The organism is Enterococcus sp. DIV1682a, from assembly GCF_051711005.1.
GTDB lineage: Bacteria > Bacillota > Bacilli > Lactobacillales > Enterococcaceae > Enterococcus_B > Enterococcus_B hirae.
In genome coordinates this window covers 1,133,138-1,144,892 of record NZ_JBIOLT010000001.1, presented here as the reverse complement: position 1 = coordinate 1,144,892, position 11,755 = coordinate 1,133,138, and the positions used below count along the sequence as shown (strand labels likewise).

Here is an 11,755-nt window from a genome sequence, read left to right as displayed (position 1 = left end):
ATCCGAATCATCCTTGGCATTACTCGTGTGTTTCAGCGAAAAGAAAACCCAAAGGAGACTCTTTTTGTTTACTTCGTTCCTACTGAATAGATTTATCTAATCAATCGGTCATAGATTTTTAGTAACTGTGTTTTGTTAATTCTTCTTTGAATCTGGAATTTAGAACTTTTAAATACGTCCCTTTCATCCCAAGGGAGCGTGATTCAATGATCCCAGCTGACTCTAATTTACGTAATGCATTGACGATCACTGAGCGAGTGATCCCAATTTTATCCGCAATATTGGATGCTGTTAAACGTCCTTCATCGCCTTCTAAGGCATCGAAAATCGCTTGAACTGCCTTCAATTCGCTGTAAGACAAAGTATTGATTGCCATTTGGACAGCTGTTGCACTTCTGACATCCGCTTCAATACTACGTGATTTTTGATAAAGGATCTGCATACCGACTACCGTCGCACCATATTCAGCTAACACTAGGTCTTCATCGGTAAAGGCTTGTTCCATCCTTGATAAAATAATGGTTCCTAACCGCTCGCCAGCACCAAAAATAGGGACTACTGTCGTCAAACCAAATGGGTATTTTTCTCTTGCTTCAAAAGGAAAAGCAGTCATTTCACTACTGATCGGAATATTGGCTTCCGTTTTGTTCAATTGATCAACTGTGTCAGTATAAGAATCGGGAAATTGCTTTTCAACAAACATCATTTTTATCCGTTCATTGTTGACATCATGACGTTCATCATAGCCTAATAAGACTCCTTCACTGCTGATGATATAGACGTTACTATCTAAAATAGCACCTAATGTCACAGCCATTTTATCATAAGGTAAATCAGCTCGCAGATCGAAAGTATTTTTTTGTTGTAATAATTTGTTGATATTGCGGGTTTTTGTTAATAAATCCGTCATTTTCTTCCTCCGATTTTATAAAATAAAACGACTTAAATCTTCATTTGCTACAATCGAACCTAATTTTTCTTCTACATAAGCTTCCGTAATCGTGATTTCTCCCATTTGCATGTCAGGTGCTTCAAACAATAAGTCTTCTAACAATTTTTCTAAGATCGTGTGCAAACGTCTAGCTCCGATATTGTCTGTATCGCGATTTACATCATAAGCGATTTGAGCGATTTTCTCAATTGCTTCTTTCGTAAAGACCACTGAAACATTTTCTGTACCAATTAATGCTACGTATTGTTTGATTAGTGCATTGTTTGGTTCAGTCAAGATCTTAATAAAGTCATCTGCAGTTAAATCATCTAATTCTACACGTATTGGAAACCGTCCTTGCAATTCTGGAATCAAATCACTTGGTTTTGATAAATGGAAGGCACCAGAAGCAATAAATAAGACGTGATCCGTTTGGATAACTCCATACTTCGTGTTCACTTGTGAACCTTCAACGATTGGCAGGATATCTCTTTGGACGCCTTCACGTGATACTTCACCAGATTGTTGTGATTTTGAAGTGATTTTATCGATTTCATCAATAAAAATGATCCCGCTTGATTGTGCTAATTGAATGGCTTCACTATGGATGTCAGCATCTTTGACTAGTTTACTTGATTCTTCTTTGATCAACAGTTCAAGTGCATCTTTTACTGCTAACGTGCGCTCAACCTTTTTCTTCGGTGTTAGCGCCCCTAATGTTTCATTTAAATCAATGCCCATCTGTTCCAAACCATTGTTCATCATTGGAGCTGGTTTCTTTTGTTCTTCTATTTCGATTGTTACTTGACGGTTATCAAGTAAACCTTTTTGTAATTGTTCTAGAACCGTTTTCCGATTGACACGGATTTCTTCAGTCACTTCTTCTTGCGGTTCTGCTGTATTTTGTTGCGCAACATTGAACATGTTCATCATTTGTTCAAATTGATTTCCTGTTTGTTTTTGTTCTTTTTTAATTCCAGGAACCAGCACTTTTACTAATCGTTTTTCTGCTCTTTTCTTAGCTTCAGTATATACACGACTATATTGTTCTTTTTCAACGATCTGGATCGCATTTTCTACTAGATCACGAACCATCGACTCCACATCTCGACCAACATAACCTACTTCTGTAAATTTCGTTGCTTCTACTTTCACGAAAGGAGCGTTGACGATTTTTGCCAATCGGCGAGCGATCTCTGTTTTCCCTACCCCTGTTGGTCCGATCATCAGCATATTTTTAGGTGTGATATCTTGTTGCATTTTTTCATCTAATTGTAAACGGCGATAGCGATTGCGCAAAGCGACCGCAACTGATTTTTTAGCTGCTTGTTGTCCAATGATATATTGATCTAATTCATTAACGATTTGTCTTGGTGTTTGTTTTAATTCATACATTCTTCTTCACCTCTATAATTCTTCCACAATAATATTATGATTTGTAAAGATACAAATGTCTGCTGCAATATTCAATGCATTCTCTGCGATTTCTTTGGCACTCATGTCGTTTTGTGCGTAGTTCTTCATTGCTCGAGCAGCAGCTAATGCAAAATTCCCTCCTGAACCAATTGCCAAAATTCCATCATCTGGTGCAATCACTTCCCCAGTACCTGAAACTAATAACATTTCTTTTTCATTCATTACGATCAACATTGCTTCTAGTTTTTGCATGGACTGTTGTGTCCGCCATTCTTGCGCTAATTCCACTGCAGCTCGCTGTAAATTACCATTGTATTCATTTAATTTGCCTTCAAATTTTTCTTCCAATGTAAATGCGTCTGCGACACTTCCAGCAAATCCTACGATGACTTCATCATTATAGATTCGACGGACTTTTCTTGCGCTTCCTTTCATCACCACGGATTCGCCCATTGTAACTTGACCGTCACCTGCCATTGCAAATTTTCCATCTTTTTCAACGGCACAAATCGTCGTTGAATGAAATTGTGATTCTACCATAGTTATTTCCTCCCAATTAAGATTACTGATCCTTTTCTATTACGCTCTTGGATGAAACGAGCGATAATTTTTTTGTAAACTTTCTTTTGTCACGTGAGCATAGATCTGTGTAGTAGATAGATTAGCATGACCCAACAGCTCTTGAACTGTCCGCATATCTGCACCATTATTCAGCAAGTGTGTAGCAAAGGTATGCCGCAGCATATGTGGATGGATCGAACTATCTAAACTACTCTTTTTAATCACTTGATTCAATACATACTCGATCCCTGTTGGCGTAATTGGTTCACCATGATGGTTCACAAAAACATAGTCATGACTCTTGTGGTATTTATCCATCAGCACCTTTCGCCCTTTTTCAAAATACTCTTGTAAGGCATCTTGTGCGAATGAACCAAGTGGTGCATACCGTTCTTTATTCCCTTTACCATGAATCAACATGACTTCGGAGTCGAAATCGATTTCTGCTAGTTTCAAATTACTGCACTCGCTTAATCGAATCCCCGAACCGTAAAGAACTTCTAATAGCGCTTGGTTCCTCAAATCTAAAGGTTTTTCTCCTTTGACACTGTCAAATAATGCTTGCATTTCATTCTCATAAAAAAAGCGAGGTAGTTTCAAATTTTTCTTTTTTAGGTGGACATAAGAAAAAGGATTTTCTTTGATCACTTCTTCTTTTAAAAGGTATTGATAAAAAGAGCGCAGACTTGCAATCTTACGACTGATCGAATTTCTGCTATATCTTTCATCAGTTAGGTAACTTAAATACACTCGAACATCTAAGTGATTGATTTTTAATAAATCATCCTCTCCTGATTCTGTAAGAAATCTTTCAAAATTAGTGAGGTCTTCCTCGTATGCTTCTCGTGTTTTTTCAGAGTAACCACGTTCCACGATTAAATAACGCAAAAACTTATCTTTCCACGTTTGTTCTAGCATTTTATCACCTTCCTTTTAATCCCAGAGATAAATTTAGCATAGCAAAATTAAAAAAACAAATAAATTGTCAGAATTTAATCAATATTTCTAAGTTTGTTCACAATTGAAACAATTAATTTGACAAATTTCTTAGATTACGACCTTTTTTTTAATCTGATATTTACTCATTTTTTACCAAAAGAAAAAATTCCTTTTGGAACACTACAAATAAAAGATGTGTCGCATATTTATTTTATGCCTAGTAAAGAGCCCGGAACACCTTTGTCCCGGGCTCACTTCATGTTACTGAGCTGTTACTTCATCAATTAATTCTTTTTTTATTTGTTCATTTGCCTGAAGTGCTCTTTGAGCAATCGCTTCATAACGTGTTTTTTTGTCACGAATGCGCTCGGGTAATTCAGGGAACAAACCATAATTCGCATTCATTGGTTGGAAATGTTTTCCTTCAGCATGTGTAATATAATACGCCATACTCCCAATCGCTGTTTCTCGTGGAAACTCAATCGGCTCACTTTCTTTAGCTAAACGAGCAGCATTGATCCCTGCAAGCAAACCACTAGCTGCACTTTCAACATAACCTTCCACACCAGTCATTTGTCCTGCAAAGAACAAGTCTTCACGCTTCGTTGATTGATAAGTTGGTTTCAATAATTCTGGTGAATTCATAAAACTGTTGCGGTGCATTACACCATAACGGACAAATTCTGCGTTTTCTAAACCTGGGATCATACGGAAAACCCGTTTTTGTTCTCCCCATTTTAAGTGCGTTTGGAAACCAACGATGTTATACAATGAGGCAGCGGCATTGTCCTGACGTAACTGGATCACCGCATAAGGGCGTTTACCGGTTTTTGGATCTTCTAATCCAACTGGTTTCATTGGACCAAACAGCATTGTTTTAAAGCCACGCTGAGCCATCACTTCGATCGGCATACAGCCTTCAAAGTATTTTTCTTTTTCAAATGATTTAAGTTCGGCTACTTCAGCTGTTGTTAAAGCTTCGTGGAATGCTTTAAACTCTTCTTCAGTCATTGGACAGTTTAGATAAGCTGCTTCCCCTTTATCATAGCGTGATTTTAAATAGACTTTATCCATATCGATCGTTGCTTTGTCTACGATCGGTGCTGCTGCATCATAAAAATAGAATCCGTCAGAACCATTGAATGCTTTAATACTTTCAGCTAACGGGTGAGAGGTTAAGGGACCAGTAGCAATGATCGTGATGCCTTCTGGAATTTCAGTGATTTCTTCATTGATGACTGTTACTAGCGGGTGTTCTTTGACTTTACGTGTGATCGTCTCAGAAAAAGAATCCCGATCCACTGCTAAGGCACCGCCAGCTGGAACAGCTGTTTCATCAGCTGAAGTGATCACGACTGAATTTAACCGTCGCATTTCTTCTTTTAATAAACCTACTGCATTTGCTAAACTATTCCCTCTCAAGGAGTTGGAACAGACTAACTCTGCAAAATTACTTGTATGGTGTGCTTCTGTTGATTTCACTGGGCGCATCTCGTATAAACGAACAGGAACACCTGCTTGAGCGACTTGCCAAGCTGCTTCACTTCCAGCTAATCCTGCACCTATTACATTAACAGTTTTCAAATAAAGACCTCTTCTCATTTTATTTTTGAATGTCTTCTTCATAGTCGCCATTGATACATACGACTTGTTTTCCGCCTTTGACTTTCTTTTCAACTAAATACTGGTCACATTTCGGACAATTTCGACCTACTGGTTTGTCCCAAGAAGTAAAGTCACAGTCTGGAAAACGTGAACACCCGTAAAAGATTCGGTTTTTCTTAGACTTGCGTTCAATCACCTGACCCTCATGACAAACTGGACAAGTCACACCGATCTCTTTAACAATTGGTTTCGTATTTCGACAATCAGGAAAATTACTACATGCATAAAATTTACCATACTTTCCTAATTTTATAACCATCGGATGCCCACAAATATCACAGTCAAATCCAGCCGGTTCATCTTTGATTTGAATTTTTTCGATTTTTTCTTCTGCATTGGTCAATTCTTTTTCAAATGGTTTGTAGAAACGATCCACCACTTCGATCCATGCTTCTTTTCCTTCTTCAATTTTATCCAAATCACCTTCCATTTCAGCGGTAAAATGGATATCGACGATTTGGGGGAAGAAATCACAAATCAAAGAATTGACGATTTCACCCAATTCAGTTGGTTCGAAGCGTTTTTGTGTCAATTTAACATAGTAACGTCGTTGGATCGTATCCAGCGTTGGCGCATAAGTGGAAGGGCGTCCCACACCATTTTCTTCCAAAGCACGGATTAAAGTTGCTTCACTGAATCTTGCTGGCGGTTGCGTAAAATGTTGCTTCGGTTCAATGTCCACTGATTGAACAATGTCCCCTTGTGCTAGTTCTGGTAAGATATTTTCTTTATCTTCTTTCCCATCATCTCTGCCTTCAACATAGACTTGCATGAACCCTTTAAATTTAACTTTAGAGCCATTAGCAATAAAAAGTACGCCATTTTGTTCTAAGGTAACTTTCATGGTATCTAATATCGCTGGTGTCATTTGACTAGCAACAAATCGTGACCAAATAAGGGTGTAGAGTTTTAATTGGTCCTTGTCTAAATATTGTTTGATTTCCTCAGGAGTACGTAGGACACTTGTCGGGCGAACTGCTTCATGGGCGTCTTGCGCACCTTGCGCATTTTTGATTTTACGTTGTGCATGACTAGAAAATTCTTTCCCGTAAGTTTCTTCGATGAAGGTAGCCGCTTCTGCTTTCGCAGTCTCAGCGATCCGTGTTGAATCGGTACGCATATAAGTGATCAAACCTACAGTCCCTTGCTTACCTAAGGAGATTCCTTCATATAATTGTTGTGCAACCATCATCGTTTTCCGTGTTCTAAAGTTCAATTTTCTAGCAGCTTCTTGTTGTAGGCTACTCGTAGTAAATGGGTTTGCTGGATTTCGTTTCCGTTCTTTCTTTTCAACTTTTTGAACGGTGAAATCTGGTCCATCAATACGATCAGTAACTTCTTTTACGGATTGGGCATCAGGCAATTTCTTTTTCTTGCCATCAATTCCCCAAAAGTTTGCTTTAAATTTTTTACGTGCTTTTTTGAAATTACCGTCAATGCTCCAGTATTCTTCTGGAATGAAATCACGGATTTCTTTTTCACGATCAATGATAATTTTTAATGCAATAGACTGTACTCTTCCAGCACTTAATCCTTTTTTGACTTTGCGCCATAGGATTGGACTGATGGAGTAGCCCACCAAGCGGTCTAACGCCCGTCTTGCTTGTTGGGCATCCACTAAATCCACGTCGATCGTTCTTGGTTCCTTGAAGGCTGCTTTTACCGCTTCCTTAGTAATTTCGTTAAAAACCACACGATTTTTTTCTGATAAATCTAAACCTAGTAAATAGGCTAAATGCCAAGCAATTGCTTCCCCTTCTCTATCCGGGTCACTTGCAAGATAAACTTTTTGCGCTTTTTTTGCTGCTGATTTTAAACTTTTGATCACATCGCCTTTTCCGCGAATTGAAATATAATGGGGTTCATAGTTGTTTTCGACATCAATTCCCATTTTACTTTTAGGTAAATCACGTATATGACCGACACTGGCCATTACTTTATAATTACGACCAAGATATTTTTCAATGGTTTTGGCCTTTGCAGGTGATTCCACAATCACTAAATATTTATATGCCATTACTGAATGGACTCCTTTCCATTGACATGTTCCTACTATATTAAGCGGACTCATACAAATCGTAGCTTATCATATCCATTCAGAAAACGTTTGTCAAGAAAATCAAATGAGAAGTTCCTGTTATTCTTTCAACTCGAACAATAAATCTTCACCAGAAATCACACAAACAGCACCATCTTGAATTAGTTGATGGGAGCCAGTTGAGTATTGTGTCAAAATATTTCCAGGTACAGAAAAAACAGTTCGACCGATTTCTAACGCTTGTTGTGCTGTTATCAAAGAACCACTCTTTTGCTTTGCTTCAATGACACAAGTGCCTTGTGACAAAGCAGCAATGATTCGATTTCTCATGGGAAAGCGGTATTGTTTTGGTCCTTCATATGGTGGATATTCACTAAGTAAAAGATGATTCTTTCCAATTTCTGCTTGAAGAAATTGGTTTTCCTTTGGGTAGGCTTTTTTAATTCCTGTACCGATTACCGCAATCGTCTTTCCAGTATTTTTAATCGCAGCCAAATGTGCGTATGTATCGATTCCTTTGGCACAGCCACTAACGATGACATAGTTAGCATCTATGACCGGAGTTAAAAGTTCATGTACAACTTTTTTTGCCAAGACCGAGGTCTTCCTGCCCCCAACCACACTGAGCATCTTTTGTTTTAGTAGAGAAAGATCACCAGAATAAAATAAAAGAATCGGTGGTGTCGCAAGATGAAAAAGTTGCGGGGGATAGCACGGGTCAAGACAAGTAATGAATGACTGAGCTGTTTTCAATTTCGCAAAATTTTGATTGATTTGCCGCCAACTTTCTTGAAATTTTTCTCGATGACGAACAATTTTTGCGATTTCAATGATTTCATAAGAAGACAACTCGCTTGTTTGAGCTTCCAATAAAGCCTGGACAACCGCCCATTTTCCTTGACTGCTAATTCCTTTCGCATAAGCTAATTTAAGTAAAAATCCTTCAATCTGATCCATGAACGAAAACCGCCTCTCGAAGTTACTTTTAAATAAAATACGCAAGAGACGGTCAAACATCTTAAGATAAATAATTTTTTATCGGTGCAAAAGAGCGCCGATGAATAGGGGTAATTCCTTGTGTTGCTAAGCCTTGTAGATGTTCTTTCGTTCCATAACCAGCATTATGGCCAAACCCATAACCTGGATATAGTTCATCATATTTTTTCATTAAATCATCACGATAAACTTTTGCAATGATACTTGCTGCCGCAATAGAAACTGAACGAGCATCTCCCTTGATCAATTTTTCTTGCTGGATTGGCAAATCCAGTGTCATGGCATCAATTAAGAGATAATTTGGACGTATCGCCAGCTTTTCTACAGCTTGGATCATTGCTAGTTTGCTTGCCTCATAAATATTGACCTCATCAATCTTTTTTTCATCAATGATGCCGATACCGATAGCAAGTGCTTTTTGTTGGATTTGGTCATAAAGCAGTTCTCGTTTTTTTTCTGATAATTGTTTCGAGTCATTTAATCCAAGGATCGGTTCGTCTTTAGGTAGGATGACAGCGGCCGCTACTACTGGCCCTGCTAAAGGCCCACGCCCTACTTCATCAATCCCCGCAATCCATTCATATCCTTGTTCATATGCCTGCTTCTCAAATAATGACATTTCCAAATATTTTTCTTGGATCAATGCCGTTTTTTTTACTTGTTTCTCAAAGGATCGAAGCGCTTGTTGTACCCCTTTTCGCTGATCTTGCTTTAGTTCGGCAATGAAGGGATCAGTTAACGACGTCACTGTTTTTAATCGTTCCTTGATACTTTGGATCGATTCACTCATCGCTTGTTTTCCCCATTTCTTCACATCGATCTAACGTGTAGCGCCCAAGTTTTCCTTGACGGATATCGAAGACTACCACTTCACTACCACGATCATAATCATCTTTATAGCCACGCTTTGCAGTAATCGTCATCAATAATTCAGGTGCTAATTGTTGTTCTGCTTCTTCTGGCAACTGATAGCGCTCTGCGATTCTTCCTGGATAGTAACGAGCGAAAAAATCTAAGCCATAAATAGCGAGATCATCTAAATGAACTAACTGGTCTTTAATGGCTCCGGTTAGTGCTAGTTTTTTACCGATCTCTTCATCTTCAAATTTAGGCCATAAGATTCCTGGCGTATCTAATAACTCTAATTCGCTACCTAGGCGCAACCATTGTTGTCCTTTTGTCACACCAGGTTTATTACCTGTTTGCGCAATTTTTTTTCCCACTAAGCGGTTCATCAATGTTGACTTCCCGACATTTGGAATACCTAAAACCATGGCTCTGATTGCTCGTGGTTTGATCCCTCGAGCGGCATCACGTGCTCTTTTTTCTTTCAGTGCTTCTTTGGCTGCTGGAATCAACGCTTTGATCCCTTTACTTTCTTGAGCGGTAATCGCTAATGCTTGATGACCTTGTTGTTGAAAATACGTTTGCCATAACTTCGTTTGTTGGGGGTCTGCTAGATCAGCTTTATTTAATAATACCAACCTTGGCTTTTGTTGGATGATCTGATCAAGCATTGGATTACGTGAAGACAAAGGTAATCGTGCATCGACTAATTCAAAGACGATATCGACATATTTCATTTTCTCAGAAACTTCACGACGGGCTTTTGCCATGTGCCCTGGGAACCATTGGATCGTCATAGAATAAATTCATTCCTTTCATATAAGGATTTCAAACCTTATTCTTACATTATCATATTTAACCTTAGTAAATCTATGCATACAAGTCTACTACCATCAAGTAAGTTGATTAGGCTCATTTTCCTTATATTATTCAAAACAACTATTGGGTAGACTCTTTCAAAAGCAGCTCTGCAACTATCCATACTACCATGAACCTAAGATCAGCGATTATTTTTATGCATTTATCCTGACTTTACAATTTTTTAAAGTGGATACCGCTTTTTATTCATCAGTGGTTCGGCAGAATAATCCTTCTATCATGATACTAAATCTCAACGCCTTAGGGTATTTTTCTTTATCAAACATGTTTTGTACTTTTATTACTATTAATAAAAAGAAAATACATCATTATAAATAACAAAAAGGTGTCTGTTCCGTATTTTATCATATTTCCCTACTAATCGCACTCTCATTTTGGCATTTTCCGTTCTCTGGGTTCTTGATTCCTCCATGCTACAAATTGGTGAGATAACACATCCTTTAAGACTTCTTCGTGATCCATTACTCAATATAATTTTAGATATTTTTTCATTTTATTATCGATTCTGAGTTTTGGAATCATCAACTATCGATTATCCTTTTTCAGTTAAAAATGAGTGGAAAACTTCCAACTTGCTTTCTAACGTTTAATCGATTGAGTTATTTATTTTTTTATTTAACACTCTTGCTTGCTTTTTGCTCTCATTTTTTGCGTATAGATAAAAAGCAATGGTGTGTAAGATCAAATTTAAAATAAGATAAATTGTCAAAAGATTAATTGGTGAAATTGCCAAAGGCAGTTTGAATGAAAGCAAATTGAAAATCGCTAAACCCGCAACTGTATTTCCAATAGTCGCAATCAAAATATTACTGACTGGTTTCAGCGTAAGATGATTCCAAAGCACATCATACATCACACCAAAGACTAATGCACAAACTAGACTAGCACCCATTACGTGCCAAAGAAAATAAACATGGATCATCTGTCCTTTCGCAAAGAAGCTTGTTATTATAAATATCAACCAGATGCTGCTTAACGAGAACGTTTGAAAAAAATTATGTTTTATCTGTTTACTCATACCCACATCTCCTTAAATTTTTTTACATAGTGACGATTCACAATAAATTTAGAACCATTTTTCATTTCAATTTCAACCCGTGCATTATCCGTAGAACGAAAAGCTTTAATAAAAGATCGATTAACCAGCGTACTAATGTTGATCCGCACAAATCCGTAACTTGTAAATTGCTTCTCAACTATTTTTAACCGTACAGCTAATAGATACCTCTCATTTGATGTAAAAACGACATGACACATCTGTTCTTTTGACTCGATTGAGGAGACATCACTTAATAGCCTGGAAACTTTCTTATTTGTTTTTGCATCAATTACTACGATTGTTTGCTCCGTAGTCAGAATAGCTTCTTTTATTCTCCCCCACGTTTTTTCGCAAGAAGAATGGGTAGTTACCTTCACTGTATCCTGTGCAATGTGATTATCAATTCCAAATTTTATTCTCAAATTTTCTCCTCCTTGCTTTGATA

The 11,755-nt window shown here is 37.7% G+C and carries 11 protein-coding genes; all 11 read right to left on the bottom strand.

The genetic code is table 11. From position 1 onward, the window contains the following. Positions 1-118 precede the first annotated feature (118 nt). The gene (gene codY / locus IGJ23_RS05250) at positions 119-910 is read right to left on the bottom strand and encodes a GTP-sensing pleiotropic transcriptional regulator CodY (RefSeq protein WP_010719459.1); all 792 of its coding nucleotides are present in this window, start codon (positions 908-910) and stop codon (positions 119-121) included. Between the two features lie 15 nt (positions 911-925). Beyond that, positions 926-2,326 carry an ATP-dependent protease ATPase subunit HslU gene (gene hslU, locus IGJ23_RS05245; protein ID WP_063626940.1) on the bottom strand — a complete coding sequence of 467 codons (1,401 nt, stop codon included), beginning with the start codon at positions 2,324-2,326 and terminating at the stop codon, positions 926-928. 12 nt (positions 2,327-2,338) lie between these two features. Continuing rightward, a complete protein-coding gene (hslV, locus tag IGJ23_RS05240; RefSeq protein ID WP_010719461.1) occupies positions 2,339-2,887 on the bottom strand; it encodes an ATP-dependent protease subunit HslV in 549 nt (182 codons plus the stop codon). A gap of 39 nt (positions 2,888-2,926) precedes the next feature. Next, a complete protein-coding gene (gene xerC, locus IGJ23_RS05235; RefSeq protein ID WP_010719462.1) occupies positions 2,927-3,826 on the bottom strand; it encodes a tyrosine recombinase XerC in 900 nt (299 codons plus the stop codon). 282 nt (positions 3,827-4,108) lie between these two features. After that, positions 4,109-5,482, bottom strand: coding sequence for an FADH(2)-oxidizing methylenetetrahydrofolate--tRNA-(uracil(54)-C(5))-methyltransferase TrmFO (gene trmFO, locus IGJ23_RS05230; protein ID WP_051092533.1), 1,374 nt, complete (start codon positions 5,480-5,482; stop codon positions 4,109-4,111). Then, complete coding sequence (topA, locus tag IGJ23_RS05225) at positions 5,451-7,529, bottom strand: type I DNA topoisomerase (RefSeq protein ID WP_063626939.1); 2,079 nt, start codon at positions 7,527-7,529, stop codon at positions 5,451-5,453. The genes trmFO and topA overlap by 32 nt, the downstream gene beginning before the upstream one ends. A 120-nt stretch (positions 7,530-7,649) precedes the next feature. Next, positions 7,650-8,507, bottom strand: a complete 858-nt coding sequence (dprA, locus tag IGJ23_RS05220) for a DNA-processing protein DprA (RefSeq protein ID WP_063626937.1) — start codon at positions 8,505-8,507, stop codon at positions 7,650-7,652. Positions 8,508-8,568: 61 nt separating this feature from the next. Beyond that, positions 8,569-9,336: a ribonuclease HII gene (locus tag IGJ23_RS05215; protein WP_010737378.1), complete on the bottom strand. Its 768-nt coding sequence runs from the start codon at positions 9,334-9,336 to the stop codon at positions 8,569-8,571. After that, complete coding sequence (gene ylqF, locus IGJ23_RS05210) at positions 9,329-10,189, bottom strand: ribosome biogenesis GTPase YlqF (protein ID WP_010719467.1); 861 nt, start codon at positions 10,187-10,189, stop codon at positions 9,329-9,331. Before ylqF ends, IGJ23_RS05215 begins: the two co-directional genes overlap by 8 nt. Positions 10,190-10,857: 668 nt before the next feature. Then, the gene (locus tag IGJ23_RS05205; protein ID WP_207432435.1) at positions 10,858-11,289 is read right to left on the bottom strand and encodes a hypothetical protein; all 432 of its coding nucleotides are present in this window, start codon (positions 11,287-11,289) and stop codon (positions 10,858-10,860) included. Further along, positions 11,286-11,732: a LytTR family DNA-binding domain-containing protein gene (locus tag IGJ23_RS05200; protein WP_034700296.1), complete on the bottom strand. Its 447-nt coding sequence runs from the start codon at positions 11,730-11,732 to the stop codon at positions 11,286-11,288. The genes IGJ23_RS05205 and IGJ23_RS05200 overlap by 4 nt, the downstream gene beginning before the upstream one ends. Positions 11,733-11,755: the final 23 nt, after the last annotated feature.

What these genes read in the sequence shown, in the direction of transcription:
- codY (WP_010719459.1), bottom strand. Translation starts at nt 910, where the DNA reads ATGACGGATTTATTAACAAAAACCCGCAATATCAACAAATTATTACAA.
- hslU (WP_063626940.1), bottom strand. Translation starts at nt 2,326, where the DNA reads ATGTATGAATTAAAACAAACACCAAGACAAATCGTTAATGAATTAGAT.
- hslV (WP_010719461.1), bottom strand. Translation starts at nt 2,887, where the DNA reads ATGGTAGAATCACAATTTCATTCAACGACGATTTGTGCCGTTGAAAAA.
- xerC (WP_010719462.1), bottom strand. Translation starts at nt 3,826, where the DNA reads ATGCTAGAACAAACGTGGAAAGATAAGTTTTTGCGTTATTTAATCGTG.
- trmFO (WP_051092533.1), bottom strand. Translation starts at nt 5,482, where the DNA reads ATGGCGACTATGAAGAAGACATTCAAAAATAAAATGAGAAGAGGTCTT.
- topA (WP_063626939.1), bottom strand. Translation starts at nt 7,529, where the DNA reads ATGGCATATAAATATTTAGTGATTGTGGAATCACCTGCAAAGGCCAAA.
- dprA (WP_063626937.1), bottom strand. Translation starts at nt 8,507, where the DNA reads ATGGATCAGATTGAAGGATTTTTACTTAAATTAGCTTATGCGAAAGGA.
- IGJ23_RS05215 (WP_010737378.1), bottom strand. Translation starts at nt 9,336, where the DNA reads ATGAGTGAATCGATCCAAAGTATCAAGGAACGATTAAAAACAGTGACG.
- ylqF (WP_010719467.1), bottom strand. Translation starts at nt 10,189, where the DNA reads ATGACGATCCAATGGTTCCCAGGGCACATGGCAAAAGCCCGTCGTGAA.
- IGJ23_RS05205 (WP_207432435.1), bottom strand. Translation starts at nt 11,289, where the DNA reads ATGAGTAAACAGATAAAACATAATTTTTTTCAAACGTTCTCGTTAAGC.